Raw genomic sequence first — 16,308 nt, 5'->3', positions numbered from 1 at the left:
CGGTGACGGCGGCGACCGACGGGTGAGCAGGAGACGCAATGAGCGGTACCAGGGTGTTGGTGGCGGGAGCGAGCATCGCGGGGCCCGCGCTGGCCCATTGGCTGCGGCGGCGCGGCGCCGAGGTGACCGTGGTGGAGCGGGCCCCCGAGCTGCGTCCCGGCGGGCAGGCGGTGGACGCGCGCGGGGTGGCCCGGGAGGTCATCCGGCGGATGGGTCTGGACGCGGCGGTGCGCGCCGCCCGCACCCGGACCGAGGGCGCGTACACCGTGGACGCGAACGGCCAAGTGCTGGAGACTTTTCGCGCCGAGGACGACGGCGGCGACGGCTACATCTCCGAGATCGAGATCCTGCGCGGCGATCTGTCCCGGGTGCTCTACGACGACACCCGCGACGGCGTCGACTACCGCTTCGGCGATCGCATCGCCGAACTCGCCCAGGACCCGGACGGCGTCGACGTGGCGTTCGCGAGCGGCGACCGCCGCCGCTTCGAGCTGGTGATCGGCGCGGACGGGGTGCATTCGTCCCTGCGCGAACTGGTCTTCGGGCCCCGCGAGCGGTTCGTCCGCCCGCTGGGCCACGCCCTGGCCTTCTACACCGTGCCCAACGAGTTCGGCATCGACGGCTGGCTGCTCGATTTCCAGGAGCCGGGGCGCTCGGCCGGACTGCGGCCGCTCCCGGACGCCGGCCAGGCCATGGCACTGTTCGCGTTCGCCGCCCCCGGCCTCGACATCGACCATCGCGATCTCGAGGCCCAGCGGAACCTGTTGCGCGAGCGCATGTCCGGCATGGGCTGGCACACCCAGCGCATCCTCGCCCACCTCGACGCCGCCCCCGACTTCTATCTCGACCAGGTGGCCCAGGTGCACATGGACCGCTGGTCGAGCGGCCGCGTGGGTCTTCTCGGGGACGCCGCCTTCAGCTCGTCCCCGTATTCCGGTCAGGGCACCGGCCTGGCGCTCGTCGGCGCCTACCTGCTGGCCGGCGAACTGGCCGCCGCCGACTGGCGGCCCGAACCGGCCTTCGCCCGCTACGAAGCCCTGATGCGCCCGTTCGTGGCGGCCAATCAGGAGATCGGCCGCCTGCACGCCCGGAGCCGCGATCTGCCCGACCCCGATGCCGCCCCGGACCCCGAGCCCGCATGGGACTTCGACCTCATCGACCGCGCGCTGAACGGGATCGTTCTTCCCGACTACGCGCAGCTGCCGGACTCGGGGGCCGCCGGGCGCGCGACTACTGGCCGATGACGCCGTAGTGGGTGAGGAGTTCACCGATCTCGTTGTTGCCCAGCCGTTTTGCCAGACCCCGCCACAGCAGGTCCGGGCCGGGAAGCGAGACCGGGTCGCCGTCGCGCAGGCGGGTCATGGCGGTCAGCAGCGTGCGGATGTCGTAGGTCGAATTGAAGACCTCGGGAACGCCGCGCTCGATGTCGAGCAGCTGGTAGGCGGCCTCCATGCCGGTGCGCACCGAGTATTCGGTGGTGAAGATGCAGTCGCGGGAGGTTTCCGCGAACTGGCCGATGAAGGCGAAGTTGACCGAGCCCTCGGGGACGACCTGCGGGCGGTCACCGGCCTTGCGGGGCATGAAGAACGCGGTCACGTACGGCATCATGACCGGGACCGTCTTGGCGGCGGTGGCGGCCAGCTCGGGGATGTCGGCCTCGGGTACGCCCAGGTGGTACAGCCATTCCTGGGTGATCTCCTCGCCCGTGCACTCCTGCATGGTCTTCTTCACGTAGTCGCCGGGCTTGTCGACGAACAGCGAATAGACCCAGACCACGATCTGATCCTTGGGCTGCTGCTTGAAGTGCGGCTGCCGGTTGACCGTCCAGCTCATCAGCCAGCTGGAGTCCTTCACGGTGACGATGCCGCCGGTGACGACCTTGCCGCTGAAGGGATCCCGCTTGCAGATCTTCTGAATGTATTCGGGGATGCGCTGGTCCAGCGTGGTGACCGTCGCCGATTCCCACTTGGTCTCGGGAATGTGGCCGCCGAACACGTCGGGATTGCCGAAAGCCTTGTCCTTGGCGGCGATTCGCCGCCACAGATCCCAGGCCGGCGCCGGCCCGTCGTTGACCACGGCGGGCGTGTGGTGGTCGCCCTCGTCGGAGTTCTCGGTCAGCGATCCGATGGTCATCAGCAGCAGATCGTCCGGCCCCAGGTCCACCCCGCCCTCGACGCCCTCGGATACCCAGTGAATCCGGTTGGCTTGCTTGCGATCTCCGCTCAGCTCGAAATCGACGTCGGTGACGGTGGTGTCGAACTTGAATGTGACGCCCTGATCCAGCAGCCAGCGATACAGCGGCAGCACCAGCGACTCGTACTGGTTGTACTTGGTGAACTTCAGCGCCGAGAAGTCCGGTAGGCCGCCGATGTGGTGGACGAACCGGTGCAGGTACAGCTTCATCTCCAGCGCCGAATGCCATTCCTCGAAGGCGAACATGGTGCGCCAGTACATCCAGAAGTTGCTCTCCAGGAAGTCCTGGGAGAACACCTCGTCGATGCGCTTGCCCTCCATCTCCTCGCGGGTGGCGAGGAAGATCTTGGTGATGTCCTTCTGCGCCTTCTCGGTGAGCGCGAACAGATTCTTGGTCTGCGCGCTCTGGCCGCGGTTGACGGTGGCGCGCTCCAGCGAGAAGTTCGGATCGTCCTTGTTGAGCCAGTAGAATTCGTCGAGCACACTGCCCTCGACCTCCATCGAGGGCACGGTGCGGAACAGGTCCCACAGACACTCGAAGTGGTTCTCCATCTCGCGGCCGCCGCGAATCACAAAGCCCTTCTCGGGTTCCTTGATCCCGTCGAGCGCGCCACCCGGCAGTTTCAGCTCCTCCAGGATGGTGATCTTGTTACCGGGCAGTTGGCCGTCGCGGATGAGGAACGCCGCCCCCGAGAGCGAGGCGAGCCCCGCGCCCACGAACCAGGCCGTCTTCTTCTCCACGCCCGCGGGCTTGCGCGGCCGCGCGAAGGCTTCGTAATTGCCACTGCTGTAGTACATGAGAACTCCTGTCGCCGAATTCGGTGTGGAAGTGCCTGTGCTGCCGTGGATTTCGGATCAGTACTTGTAGAACCCCTCTCCGGTGGCGATGCCGAGCTTGCCCTTGTCGATGTAGTTGGTCTTGAGCCACTCGGCGATGCGCTGCGAGGTCTCGTCGTCGCTGTTGGACGCGATGTTGTACGGCGTGGTGAGCCCGATGATGTCGAGGATCCGGAACGGTCCGGCGGGCGCACCGGTGCCGATGCTCCAGGTCTTGTCCACGTCTTCGGGGCTCGCGTAGCCGCCCTCGGCCAGGGCCATGGCCGCGTTCAGCAAGGGCACCAGCAGGGAGTTGAGGACGTATCCGGCCTTCTCCTTGTGGATCTCGATCGGCACCATGCCGATGGCGGCGGCGAAGTCCACCACGGCCTGGAAGACGGCCGGATCGGTGTCGGTGGTGCCCATGACCTCGCCGGTATTGAAGTGCCACACCTGATTCGCGAAGTGCAGCGCCAGGAACTTGTCGGGCCGGCCGGTGAAATCCTTCATGGCGCTGGGCAGCAGGGTGGAGGAGTTGGTGGCGAAGATGGTGCGCTCGGGCGCGAGCTTGGCCAGCTTCTCGTAGGTCTCCTGCTTGATCGACAGCACCTCCGGCACCGCCTCGATGACCAGATCGGCGTCCGAAACCGCCTGCGCCAGATCCGAAGTCAGCGTGATACTCGCCGCGGCGGCCTCGGCCTTGCCGTCCCCGCCGCCCGGCACCTGCTCGCGATAGACGGCCGTGAGCTTGTCGAGGCGCTCACGCCCGGTGTTCACCGCCTCGTCGCTGATGTCGTAGGCGGTGACCTCGAAGCCGTGGAACGCGGTCTGGAACGCGATCTGCGAACCCAGCACACCGGTGCCCAGCACGGTGACCTTGCGGATGTCGATGCTCATTGTTGTTGCCTCCCTGAGGATGTGAGGAATCCAGCGATAATCTGTGCGATCTGCTCCCGCAGATCCGCCGTGGCGTCGTGGCCGGGGTGGGCCCCGGTCGCCGGTTGGACCAGGGCCAGGTGCAGGACGGCGAAGATGCTGCGCCCGGCCAGCCCGGCCTGTTCCGCGATCTGTTCGGATTCGAGTCCGTCGCGGCGTGCGTCGGCGATCAGTCGTTCCGCGATCATCGACTCCAGCCGCGCCACCAGCGCGAGTCCCTCGGAGCGGTACCGATCGGTGGGTGAGCCGAACAGCAGTTCACGCTGATAGACGATGGTGTTCTCGGGTCGGCGCTCGGCCGCGCGCAACAGGGGTTCGACCATGGCGAACACCGCCGCGACGGTGTCCGGCCGCGCTCCAGCCGCCGCCGCGCCGTCCGCGAGCGCGGTGCGCAGCTCCTCGTTGTAAACCATGAGCAGCAGTTCGCCTTTGGAGGCCGCGTACCGGAACAGCGTCCCGGCCGCGACATCGGCGCGTTCGGAGATCTGCTGGGTGGTCGTACCCGAGAAACCATGCTCGGCAAACATCGCCGCGGCGGCCTCGAAGATGCGGGACTGCTTATCGTGCATCTTCCGCTGCCGTCGGCTGACCTGCGCCAAATCGACCTGAGCGGCCATCGGACACCTCCGACCATGCCTGCAAAACTGAGTGGACTCAAAAATGAGCGTACTCCGGGTTACCGATCGCGCAACCCCAGGGTGTCACAGGCCACGGGTACGTTGGTCGGGTGGCCACGCATCTGACCCACTGGGGTGCTTTCGAAGCGAGCAGCGACGGCGACCGATTGACTGCGGTCCGGCCCTGGCGCGCGGATCCCGAACCGACCCCGCTCATCGCGAATATCGCTTCGGCACAACACCATCCGGCGCGTATCGCGCAACCGCACGTGCGCCGGGGCTGGCTCGAGCACGGCCAGGGACCGGCCGCCCGCGGCGCGGACGAGTTCGTGCCGGTGTCGTGGGAGACCGCGCTGGAGCTGCTGTCCGGTGAATTGTCCAGGGTGTACGGCGATTTCGGCCCGCACGCGGTGTACGGCGGCTCTTACGGCTGGGCCAGCGCCGGGCGATTCCATCACGCGCAGAGCCAGGTTCACCGCTTCCTGAACTGCCTGGGCGGCTATGTCGCGCACCGCAACAGCTACAGCCTGGGCGCGTCGACGGTGCTGCTGCCGCACATCCTCGCCGATATGGGCACCCTCATGGCGCGCGCGCGACCACCAAATCGGTGCTGGCCGAGCATACGAAGCTGGTGGTCGCCTTCGGCGGGCTGTCACCGAAGAATTCGGCCGTCTCTCCGGGCGGGGTGTCGCGGCACAATGGCCGCGGCTGGATCGAGGCGGCCCGGCGCAATGGCTGCCGGTTCGTCACCGTGAGCCCGCTGCGCGACGATATCCCGGCCGAGGCGCACGCCGAATGGCTCGCGGCCCGCCCCGGCACCGATGCCGCCCTGATGCTGGCGCTGGCGCAGGTGCTGGACGCGGAAGGCTTGGCGGACAAGGAATTTCTCGGCCGCTACACCGTCGGCTACGAGCGATTCGCGGACTACCTGCGCGGCGGTGTCGACGGCATCGTCAAGGATCCGGCCTGGGCCGAGCCGATCACCGGCATTGCCGCGGAACGGATTCGCGCGCTGGCCCGCGAGCTGGTCTCGACCCGCACCTTGATTTCGGTGAGCTGGTCGTTGCAGCGCGCCCGCTACGGCGAACAGCCGCTATGGCTGGGTGTGGTGCTCGCGGCCATGGTCGGCCAGATCGGTCTGCCCGGTGGGGGATTCGGCCACGGCTACGGATCGGCCGCGAATGTCGGCCTGGCCGTGCGGCTCACCTCGCCGCTGCGACTGCCGCAGGGCGTCAATGGCGTGACCGATTTCATCCCCGTCGCCCGCATCGCGGACATGCTGCTGAATCCCGGTGCGCCCTATGAATACAACGGCGAGCACCGCGTGTACCCGGATATCCGCCTGGTGTACTGGGCGGGCGGGAACCCCTTCCATCATCACCAGGATCTGGCCCGGCTGCGCACGGCGTTCGCCCGCCCGGACACCGTGGTCGTGCACGATCCGTTCTGGTCGGCCAACGCCCGGCACGCCGATATCGTGCTGCCCGCCACCATGACCATCGAACGCGACGACTTCGGCTCCGGCGAGGGCGACCGCCTCTTCTTCCCCATGCCCGCCCTGACCCGCCCGCACGGGCAGGCCCGCGACGACTACTGGATCTTCGGCGAACTGGCCGAAAGACTCGGTGTCGGCAAGGAATTCACCGAGGGCCGCACGGCGCTGGAGTGGCTGCGCCACCTCTACGACGAATGGCGTGCGGGGCTGCGCGACCGGGGACACGAGGTCGCGGAGTTCGACACGTTCTGGGGTGACCGGACCGCCCGCCACTACCGGGAACCCTTAGAGGTGAGGATTTCGATGACCGTCCGGGCGGCATTGGAGGGGGTGCGGTCGGCGGCGTGCCCGACGCACAGCTTCCAGGGCAGCGGGTGGGGCGCGAACTCGCTGTAGGGGAGCGTGGGGGTGAGGCGGGCGACCGAGCGGGGAATGAGGGCGACCCCGAAGTCCTTGGCGGCCAATTCGACCGCGAAGGCTTGGTCGGCCACCTCGATGACCGGGTCGCGGCCCGGGAACAGATCCTCGGCGATGCTGCGGATGCCCCAGCCGGGCGGATAGTCGATGAAGCGGACGCCGTCGAGGTCGGCGGCGCGAAAGGGCTTGCCCGCCAACGGGTGGCCGGGTGCGGTGCACAGCACCAGGGTCTCCGCGGTGACGAGATGGGTGGTGATGCCGGGGAATTGGTCGCTGCGGCCGGCGAGCAGCGCCAACTCCAGGGAGTTGTCGCGCAGCCCGGCCAGATTGCCCGCCATCCCCGAGATGCTCTGCCGCATCCGCAGCGTCACCCCGGGAAAGCGCCGACGCAGTTCGGCGATATCGCCCGCCAGGTCGAAATTGTGGATGTTCATCAGATTGCCGACCACCACCTCGCCGCGGATCTCGCCGCGCGCGGCGTCGATGGCGTCGACGATGTCGCCGCGGGCGCGCAGCAGGGAGCGGGCGGGCGCCACCATGGCCCGGCCCGCCTCGGTCAGCTCCAGCGTGCGTGGCGTGCGGTCGAACAGGCGCACGCCGAGTTCGTGCTCGAGTTTGCCGACACTGGTGGAGACGGCCGACTGCACCAGGTTGAGGGCGCGGGCCGCGGCGGTGAAGGACCGCTGGTCGCAGCAGGCCAGGAAGCATTCGATCTGACGCAACTCCATGGCCGGATCCTACGTTGCCATCGATATCGGAGATGGCGGCATCGAAAAGTATCGCTTTTGTTGATTCCTCGCGACGCCCAGCATGGAGTGGTGACTGTTTCGATGACCAGTACCGCCGCGGACACCCGGTCCGATCCGACCCCGGCCTTGGGCCGGACCACCGTCCTCGTGTTCGCCATCACCGCCGGGTCGTCGGCGGCCGGAAACTACTACCTCCAGCCCCTGCTGCACGAGGTCGCGGGGGATCTGCGCATCTCCACCGCCACCGCGGCACTGCTGGTCAGCGCCGCCCAGATCGGATACCTGTGCGGCCTGGCCTTCCTGGTGCCGCTGGGCGATTTCCTGCGTCGCCACCGCATGGTGCCGGCGCTGCTGCTGGCCTCGGTGGCGGCCCTGCTGGTGTCGGCGTTCGCCCCGAATTTCGCCGTGCTGTTCGCGGGCGTCATCGCCACCGGCGTCACGGCCTCGGCGGCGCAGGTGGTGGTCCCGTGGGCCTCCGCGCTGGCGCACCCCGAGCGCCGCGGGCAGGTGGTCGGCACGGTGATGAGCGGTCTGCTGCTGGGCATCCTGCTGTCGCGGGTGCTGTCCGGGGCGGTGGCGCAGCTGGGCGGCTGGCGGGCGGTCCTGCTGGTGGCCGCCGGCCTGCAGGTGGTGATGGCGGTGAGCCTGTACCTGCTCGCGCCCGCCACGCCGCGCGCCGCGGCCGGGGAAAGCTACCCGCAGGTGCTGAGTTCGATCGTGGCCCTGATCAAGCGGCACCCGATCCTGCGTCAGCGCATGGCGCTGGGATTCGTGGTGATGGGCTGCTTCTCGCTGGTCTGGACCGCCATCGCCTTCCTGCTGGCGGGTGCGCGCGGAAGTTCCTACCACTACTCGGAATTCACCATCGGCCTGTTCGGCCTGGCCGGTGTGCTGGGCGCGCTGGGCGCGCCGGTGGTGGGCCGGCTCGCCGACCGCGGGCATCTGCGCCGGGTGACCACGCTGACCTGGCTGGTGCTGCTGGCCAGTTGGGCGCTGGTGGCCTGGGGCGGTCACAGCGTGCTCGCGCTGATCGTGGCGCTGCTGGTGTTCGACTTCGGTATCCAGGGTTCGCATCTGACCAATCAGAGCGCCATCTACGCCCTGGACCCGGCCGCCCGCAGCCGCCTGACCACCGCGTACATGGTCACGTACTTCCTCGGCGGCGTCGCGGGCTCGGTGACGGCGGGGGTGGCGTATCAGCTCGGCGGCTGGGCCCTGGTCTGCGGAATCGGCGCCGCCGCAACGGCGGTCGGACTGCTGCTGTGGGCGGTGTTCGCCGTCGGCCCACAGCAGCGGCCCGCTCAGCCGGTCATGGCGGCCGGCAGCTGATCCGCCAGCGCGATGGTCTCGGCCAGCAGCTCCGCGGCCGAGACCAGTCGTGTCTCGGTGTGTTCGGAGGTGACGAAGAACCGCAGCCGCTCCTTGCCCACCGGCACCGCCGGGGCCGAGATGGCCCCGGCGTAGACCCCGCGCTGCAGCAGCGTGGCCGAGACGAACCCGGCCCGGAACTCACCCGGCACGATCACCGGCAGGATCGGAGTGCCCTGTGAATCACCGAGATTCAGCTCTCGTTCGCGCAGCGCGGCATCGAAGACCCGCGTGTTGTGCCACAGCCGCGCGACCCGCTCGGGTTCGGCCTCGAGCACATCCAGACCGGCCAGGGCCGCGGCGATGCCCGACGGCGCGGGCGCGCCGGTCAGCATGGCCACGCCGGGTGCGGCGGCCTTCATCGCGCCGATGAGGTCGGCGTCGGCGGCCACGAAACCCCCGACGCTGCCCAGCGCCTTGGACAGGGTGCCCATCCAGATGTCGACGTCCGCACCCGCCATACCGTAGTGCTCCCGGATGCCGTGCCCGGTCGCGCCGAAGACGCCGAACGAATGCGCCTCGTCGACCATGACGGCGCAGTCGAATTCCCGTGCCACGGCAGCCAATTCGGCGACGCGGCCGACGGTGCCGTCCATGCTGTAGTGGCCCTCCAGTACGACCAGCGCCCGATCGAAGCCGGAGCGTGACATCTTCAGCACCGATCGCAGCGAGTCCGGATCGTTGTGCCGGAAACCGATCCGGCGGCACCCCGCCCACTGCGTTCCCGACACCACGCTGCCGTGAATCAGGCTGTCGCAGAACGCCACATCCCCGTCGCGCAGCAGGAAGCCGATGACGCCCGCATTGGTGAGGTAACCGCTGGTGGTGACCATGGCATCGCCGACGTCGTAGATCCCGGCCAGCCGCTGTTCGAGCTCGCCGTAGAGGGGGATCTCCCCGGAGACGATCCGGCTGGCCGACGCCGAGGCGCCGTACTGCTCCAGCGCCTCCCGGGCGGCCGCGATCACCCGGGGATGGCTCGACAGCCCCAGGTAGTTGTAGGCGCTGAAGTTCACCAGTTCGGTGCCCAGGGCGCGGATCACGGTGTCGTTGGGGCTGTTTCGGGGCAGGAACAAGGGGTTCGGCATGCCGGCGGACGCGTAGACGCCCTCGATGGCGGCCTGCTTGGCGACGGCGGCCGCCACCTCCGGGTGATCGGCGAACTGACGTCCGGGTCCGCGGATCACCCGCGTCGGCTTGCGGGCCGCGACCGGGGCCGCCGGCTGCGCGGTCATCTCCTTGATCCCATTGCCCGCCAGCAGTTTCCGGGCCAGATCCCGTGCGGATTCGCTCATGCCGTCACCGCCTCGGGGCTACCGCCGACGAGCAGTTCGGCCGCGCGCGCCCCGGCCTGCTGCAGGGTGAACGAGCGGCCGACCTTCATCGACATCAGGTCCACGCCGAGCGTCTTGCTCACCAGCGCACCGAATTCCACCGCCATCAGCGAATCCAGGCCCAGCTCCGGCACCGGGACCGTGAGATCGATGGAGTCGGCGTCGACGCCCATCACCACCGCGAGCTGTTCGGCCAGCATGTGCGCGACCACTTCGCCGCGCTTCTGCTCGTCGAGTTCGCGCAGCGCCGCCACCAAATGCGAGGCGGCGGAATTGTCCTCGACCGCGGCGGCGATCCGTTCGGCGGTGCGCCCGGTCATGGCGTACCACGACACCGTCGAGGCCACCCGCGACCAGTCGATGGGAATGATCGACGCGTGGTGGTGGATGCCCAGGCTCAGTGCCTGCTCCAGATATTCGGTGCCCTCCGCCATGCTGATCGGATCGAACCCGGCGGTGCGCAGATAGCGCGAGACGTACTGGTCGTCGGCCATGCCGCCGCCGGACATGTGTCCCCAGCCGACCGCCAGCGCCTTGCCGCCCGCGCGCACCACCACATCCGCGGTGGCGTCGAGGGCGAGATTGGCGGCGGTGTAGGCGAATTGGCCGATGCTGCCGAATATCGCGCTGCCGGAGGAGAACAGCACGAACATGTCGAGTTCGACCCCGGCGGCGGCGAGCCCCTGCCGCAGCGCGACGACCCCTTCGGCCTTGGGCCGGTAGACCTTCGCGAGGCTGTCACGGTCCATGTCGGGCACGCGGCGGTCGTCGATGGCGCCGGCGGTGTGGAAGACACCGCGCAGCGGATGCGCGATGCTGTGCGCACGCGCCACGACCGCGGTCATGGCCGCGGCATCGGTGACGTCCACCAGCTCCTCGACCACCTCGACGCCTTGCTCGCGCCAGGCCGCCAATTGCAGGCGGGCGGCCTCGGTGCGCGCGCCGCCGCGCCCGAGCAGGGTGAGCCGGCGCGCGCCCAGTCCGACCAGCCAGCGGCCGACCGCGAGTCCGAAGGCCCCGAACCCGCCGGTGATCAGATACCCCGCGGCCGGGTCCACGGTGACCGCCGGAATCAGCGGACGCACCAGCGGCGCTTCGGATTCCAGCCGCACCGCGATCCGCCCGAAGTGGGTCGAGCGGGCCACGTCCTCGAACGCCTTGGCCACCTCGGCGGTGTCGTACAGCTCGTACGGCAGGTAGGGGTAGGTCCCGTTCGCCAGCTTCTCCAGCACGCCCTGCACCAGCTCCCCGGTGGCGCGGCGCTTGAGCGCCAGCATGCGGTCCAGATCGAAGGAGTGGTAGGAGAGGTTCTTGTCGAAGTAGGCGAGGTCGAGGACGCCGCCGCCGTAGATGTCGGCCTTGCCGATCTCCACGATGCGCCCGAACTCGGCCACCGCCTTGAAGTTCCGGCGCAGGATCTCCCCGGGCGCGGTGCTGATCACCACGTCCGCGCCCCGGCCGTCGGTGAGTCCGAGCACCTCGTCGGCGAAATTCAGCGACCGCGAGTCCAGGGCATGATCGGCGCCCTGCGCCAGCACGTACGCGCGCCGCTCGTCGCTGCTCGCGGTGCCGATCACGGTGGCGCCGTGCAGTTTCGCGATCCGCACCGCCGCCGAGCCGACGCCGCCGGCCGCGCCGTGCACCAGCACCACGTCGCCCGCGCGGACCCGGGCCAGCTCCAGCAGCGAGTGCTCGGCGGTGGCGAAGGCCACCACGGAGGTGCACTGCCCGATCTCGGTGTCGTGGGGGACGCGGGTCAGCAGGCCGGCCTCGGCGGTGTGGAAGCGGGAGATCATGCCCTTGGAGGTCAGGAACACCCGGTCGCCGACCGCGAAATCCTCGACCGCCGCACCGATTCGGACGACGACGGCGTCGGCCTCCATCCCGGGCTCGGTGCCGTAGAAGGTGCCCGCCAGTTCGCGTTCACCCAGCACGCCGATGACCTTGAGCGGGTCCTTGTAGCCGAGTCCGATGGCCAGGATCCGCACCTCGACCTCGTCGGCCGCGGGATCTCGCCGCTCGCACGCCCGCCACGCCAGCCGCGACAACACCCGCGACTTCGGCAGTTCCAGCCGGAAATTGGCCTCCGGATCGGTGAGCCGTTCGGCCCGATCGAGGGCCTCCAGCCGCTCCGGGAGGGTGGCGGCCACCACCGTGGTCCAGCGCAGGCCGTTTCGCAGCACCACCTCGTCGGCATAGTCGTAGGTGAACGCGCCCGGGATGGCGAGTTCGGCGGCCAGTTCCGCCTCGGTCACCTCGGGATCCACGTCGACCAGCCGCCAGCGCAGGCGGGACTGCTCGTTGAGCAGCACCCGGCGGGCCCCGGCCAGCGCGGCGTGCGCGGGATTCGGTGCGGTGTCCTCGTCCGGATGGGCGAAGGCGCGCTCGGTGACCAGGGTGGCGTGCAGCCTGCCGTCACCGGTCATGGGGATCTCGTCGCCACGCTGCTGCAGCCAGTCCTCGAGGAAGCCCTCCACGGTGACCGCGATGCGCCGCAGCGTCCACAGCGCGTCCAGGTCCGTGAAATCGGAACCGGCCACCAGCACCACGTGGGTGCGATCGACGCCGGTCAAGGCCACGATCTGCTGGAGGCGTTCGCGCACAACGGCTTCCAGATCGGCACGGTCGGGGTCGTCGACGGCCAGCACCTCGCCGTGCGCGGTGGCGCCCGCGATGAACGACGCCCGGTCACCGGCGGCGCCCGCCAGGTCGATGGCCAGGGTGTAGGCGGTCTCGGGGGAGGGGAGCGCCGCGAGATCGACGGGTTCCCGCATGTCCCAGCGGTCCTCGTAGAAGTAGTCGGAGAGCCGTTGCAGCGCACCGCGATCCGGGTTGATCTCGCCCAGGCGCAGCCCGATGATTCGCATGATCACGTTCTGTTCGCTGTCGAGCAGATCGTAGTCGCAGCTCAGGTCGGCGCCGTCGTGCAGCCGTGCCACCACCGTCACCCGCTCGGGAATCGGCGCGAACAGCCGCACCTCCGCGACCGCGACCGGAACCAGCGCGCCGCGTTCGGTGTTCGAGGCGGCGGCGAGCACCGCGCCGAAGCACTGCACGGCCGCGTCGACCACCGCCGGATGCGCGAGATGGCCACTGCCCGCGGCGATGCCGCCGTCCAGGGTGGCGACGACGGTATTGCCGCTCACCCACAGCGCGGTGGCGCGCCGGAAGGCCGGGCCGTAGTCGAGGCCGCGGGCGGCGAAGGCGGTGTAGTAGGCGGCCGGGTCGATGGCGAGCATCTCGGCCACCTCGGGCACCTCGGCCTTGGTGGGTTCGTAGACGCCCTCGACCAGCCGTCCGGTCGCGTTGACCGTCCAGTTCGGGCTCGCGGGCTCACGTGAGCGAATGGTGAAGCGGCGCGTGGATTCCTCCACCCGCAACTCCACCACCGGCGCCATGCCCTCGTCCACCACCAGCGGCGCGAGGAACCGCACGTCCTCCACCGCCACCCGGGTCGATTCGGTGCGCAGCGCCGCCGCGCTCAGCGCCGCGTCGAGGTAGGCCGCGCCGGGCAGGATGCGCGAGCCGCCCACCACGTGGTCGGCCAGCCATTCCAGATCGCCGACGCTGAGCCGGATCTGCCACGCGGTGGCGGGATCCTCGAGCAGCGGATCGCCGAGCATCCGGTACATGCCCGGGGTGCCGTACTTGAGCTGCTGCATGCCCGCCAGCTCGACGCGCAGGCGGGTGCGCTGCCACGGGTAGCGGGGCAGATCGACGTGGCCGGTAACGAGATCGGCGAAGAGGGCGTCGATATCGAGCACGCCCGCGGTGTAGAGCCCGGCCAGGGTCTGCCGGACGCTCTCGTCATCGGCCTGCTTGCGGTTCAGCGTGGCGACGGTGGTGCCGGTTTCGCCCGCGCCGATGAGGATTTCGCGAATGTTCGCCCCCAGCACCGGATGCGGGCCGACCTCGAGGAACACCCGGCTGCCCGCGCCGACCAGGCCGGTGACGGCGTCAGCGAAGCGCACCGGCTGGCGCACGTTCGCGCACCAGTACTCCGCGTCCCAATCCGCCGTGGTGACCGGCGCGCCGGTGACGGTGGACCACAGCGGAATTCGCGGCTCGGACAGGGTCAGATCCGCGAGCGCGGTGCGCAGCTCGTCGAGGATGGGATCCATCAGATAGCTGTGGTACGGCACCTCCACCTGTAGTCGGCGCGCGAAAACGCCTTGCTCGGTGAGGGATTCGGCCAAGGCGTCGAGGCGCTTCTCGTCCCCGGCGAGGGTGACGGCGCTCGGGCTGTTGACGGCCGCGATCCCGACCAGCTCGTCGCCGTCGATCAGTTCCAGCGCCGCCGCCGGGGCCAGGCCGATGGCGAGCATGCCGCCGGAACCGGCCGTGGTGGCCTGCAGCCGGGCCCGGTGGTAGCTGACCCGCACGGCATCCCGCAGCGACAGCATGCCGGTGACATAGGCCGCCGACACCTCGCCGACGCTGTGGCCCACCACCGCGGCGGGCCGGATGCCCAGCGCGTCGAGCATCGCGAACAGTGCCGCCTGGACCAGGAAGTTCGCAGGCTGCGCGACCTCGGTCGCGGTGACCCGGGACTGCTCCTCGGGCCGCAGCAGCTCCTCGCGGATCGACCAGCCGGCGATCTCCCGGAACGCCGCGTCGACCCGCTCGGCCTCGGTGACGAAGGCGTCGCGCGCCGCGAAATCGCCCGTGCCGGTGAGCAGTTGGCGCGCCATGCCCCACCACTGGGGTCCCATACCGGTGAACACGAACACCGGTTCGGGGACCTTGCGGGCGATCACCTTGGCGGTGCGACCCTCGCCACCGGCGAAATCCACCAGCGCCCGCACCAGTTCGGCGTCGTCACCGAAGGTCAGTCCCGCGCGGACCGGATGATGCTGACGGCGCGTCCACGCCGCCTCGGCCAGCCGGGCGGGTTCCGCGCCGGCGGCGACGAGTTCGGCGTAACCGCGCGCCAGCTCGCGGGCGGCGGTGTCGTTGCGCGCTGAAATCGGCAGCACGCCATAGTGTCTGGGCTCGCGTTCGGACCGCTCGGCGGCGACGTACTCCTGGAGGATCACGTGTGCGTTGGTGCCGCCGTATCCGAAGCCGTTGACCGCGACGGTCATTCGCGTCTCGGGTGCGACCGGCTGCGCCTCCAGCTGCAACCGCAACCCCAGCTCCTCGAACGGGATGTCCGGGTTCGGCTCGTGCAGCCAGCCCTGCGGCGCGATGGTGCGATGCGTGAGGGCCAGCGCCGATTTGATCACGCTGGCAATGCCCGACGCGGCCTCGGTGTGCCCGAGCTGCGCCTTCACCGAGCCCACGCCCAGCGGTTCGGTGCGGCCCGCGGCCTGCCCGTAGGCGCGCCCGATGGCCCGCAGTTCCAGCGGATCCCCGACCGGGGTGCCGGTGCCGTGCGCCTCCACGTAGGTGACCTCGTGCGCGGCCACGCCGGCCCGCGCGGTCACCGCTTTGGCCAGCGCCTCCTGCATATCGGCATTCGGCACGGTGATGGCGGTGGTGCGCCCGTCCTGATTGGACCCGGTCGCCTTGACCACCGCGTAGATGCGGTCGCCGTCGCGCTCGGCGTCCGCGAGCTTCTTGAGCACCACCATGCCCGAGCCCTCGCCGCGCCCGTAGCCGTCGGCGGCCGCGTCGAACGGTTTGGAGCGCCCGTCGGCGGCCAGGAAGCCGCCCTTGCACATGGAGACGAACACCTCCGGCTGCAACAGCAGCGTCACCCCGCCGGCCAGCGCCACCTCGCAGTCGCCGTCGGCCAGCGCCTGACAGGCCAGATGGAACGCCACCAGCGACGACGAGCAGGCCGTGTCCACGGTGAGCGCGGGCCCGATCATATTGAGCGCGTAGGCGATCCGATTGGAGATCATGGTGTACGAGGCGCCCGCGGCGGTGTGCATGTCCACCCACGGCAGGGCCGCGTTGGTATTGGACATGGCCATCTGGTCGAGGGTGAACGCACCCACGTAGACGCCGATCGGCGCGCCCGCGACCCGCCCGGCCAGGCCCGCGTCGTCCAGGGCCTCCCAGGCGATCTCGAGCACCAGCCGCTGCTGCGGGTCCATGGCCGCCGCCTCACGCGGCGAGATGCCGAAGAAGTCCGGGTCGAAGGCCCACGGATCGCCGGTCAGGAACGCGGCGCGTTTGGTGTACATGCGGCCCGGCGTGCGCCGGTCCGGATCGTAGTAGCGGCGGTAGTCCCAGCGCTCCGGCGGGATCTCCACGACCCCGTCGCCCTTGTTGATGATGAAGTCCCAGAACGATTCCGGTGAATCGATACCACCGGCGTAGCGGCACCCGATTCCGACAATGGCAATGTCAGACACTACGTCTCCTCGGCAAAACAGAAAGAACCTGGCAATCCCCCCGAGGCAATGCCGATGCCGCCCGGATCGTGATCCGCGATC

The 16,308-nt window shown here is 69.6% G+C and carries 9 protein-coding genes and 1 pseudogene; 4 read left to right on the top strand and 6 right to left on the bottom strand.

Features of this window, described 5'->3' with window-relative positions; genetic code table 11:
- Nucleotides 1-38: 38 nt before the first annotated feature.
- Nucleotides 39-1,244 (top strand): FAD-dependent monooxygenase, encoded by a 1,206-nt coding sequence (locus D7D52_RS10605; RefSeq protein WP_162958266.1) that lies wholly within the window; start codon nt 39-41, stop codon nt 1,242-1,244.
- On the opposite strand, the gene D7D52_RS10600 is transcribed toward D7D52_RS10605, so the two are convergent.
- The 3 genes from D7D52_RS10600 to D7D52_RS10590 are packed head-to-tail and all read right to left on the bottom strand — an operon-like array spanning nt 1,231 to nt 4,562.
- Nucleotides 1,231-2,991, bottom strand: a complete 1,761-nt coding sequence (locus D7D52_RS10600; RefSeq protein WP_120736158.1) for an oleate hydratase — start codon at nt 2,989-2,991, stop codon at nt 1,231-1,233. The genes D7D52_RS10605 and D7D52_RS10600 overlap by 14 nt on opposite strands.
- A gap of 57 nt (nt 2,992-3,048) precedes the next feature.
- On the bottom strand, nt 3,049-3,906 hold the full coding sequence (locus D7D52_RS10595) for a 3-hydroxyacyl-CoA dehydrogenase (protein WP_120736157.1): 858 nt from the start codon (nt 3,904-3,906) through the stop codon (nt 3,049-3,051).
- Nucleotides 3,903-4,562, bottom strand: a complete 660-nt coding sequence (locus D7D52_RS10590; RefSeq protein WP_246023772.1) for a TetR/AcrR family transcriptional regulator — start codon at nt 4,560-4,562, stop codon at nt 3,903-3,905. Before D7D52_RS10590 ends, D7D52_RS10595 begins: the two co-directional genes overlap by 4 nt.
- A 110-nt stretch (nt 4,563-4,672) precedes the next feature.
- On the opposite strand from D7D52_RS10590, the gene D7D52_RS39860 reads away from it, so the two are divergent.
- Together D7D52_RS39860 and D7D52_RS39080 are read left to right on the top strand one after the other, a co-directional pair.
- Entirely contained in the window at nt 4,673-5,317 is a 645-nt protein-coding gene (locus D7D52_RS39860; protein WP_187703243.1) for a molybdopterin-dependent oxidoreductase, read from the top strand.
- Nucleotides 5,212-6,123, top strand: a pseudogene (locus D7D52_RS39080) (molybdopterin-dependent oxidoreductase); the annotation flags it as partial. The gene D7D52_RS39860 and the pseudogene D7D52_RS39080, both read left to right, overlap by 106 nt.
- A gap of 206 nt (nt 6,124-6,329) precedes the next feature.
- On the opposite strand, the gene D7D52_RS10580 reads toward D7D52_RS39080, so the two are convergent.
- On the bottom strand, nt 6,330-7,202 hold the full coding sequence (locus D7D52_RS10580; protein ID WP_120736156.1) for a LysR family transcriptional regulator: 873 nt from the start codon (nt 7,200-7,202) through the stop codon (nt 6,330-6,332).
- Between the two features lie 102 nt (nt 7,203-7,304).
- Here D7D52_RS10580 and D7D52_RS10575 point away from each other — a divergent pair, with 102 nt between their 5' ends.
- Nucleotides 7,305-8,552: an MFS transporter gene (locus tag D7D52_RS10575; protein WP_120736155.1), complete on the top strand. Its 1,248-nt coding sequence runs from the start codon at nt 7,305-7,307 to the stop codon at nt 8,550-8,552.
- Here the strand turns inward: D7D52_RS10575 and D7D52_RS10570 are convergent.
- Nucleotides 8,525-9,886 (bottom strand): aminotransferase class I/II-fold pyridoxal phosphate-dependent enzyme, encoded by a 1,362-nt coding sequence (locus tag D7D52_RS10570; RefSeq protein ID WP_120736154.1) that lies wholly within the window; start codon nt 9,884-9,886, stop codon nt 8,525-8,527. The genes D7D52_RS10575 and D7D52_RS10570 overlap by 28 nt on opposite strands.
- Nucleotides 9,883-16,227, bottom strand: coding sequence for a type I polyketide synthase (locus D7D52_RS10565; protein WP_120736153.1), 6,345 nt, complete (start codon nt 16,225-16,227; stop codon nt 9,883-9,885). Before D7D52_RS10565 ends, D7D52_RS10570 begins: the two co-directional genes overlap by 4 nt.
- Nucleotides 16,228-16,308 lie beyond the last annotated feature (81 nt).

It is taken from the genome of Nocardia yunnanensis (assembly GCF_003626895.1).
In the GTDB taxonomy this organism is placed as follows: Bacteria; Actinomycetota; Actinomycetes; order Mycobacteriales; family Mycobacteriaceae; genus Nocardia; species Nocardia yunnanensis.
Note: the sequence above shows the minus strand (reverse complement) of the source record. Positions and strands in the feature narration are given on the sequence as shown.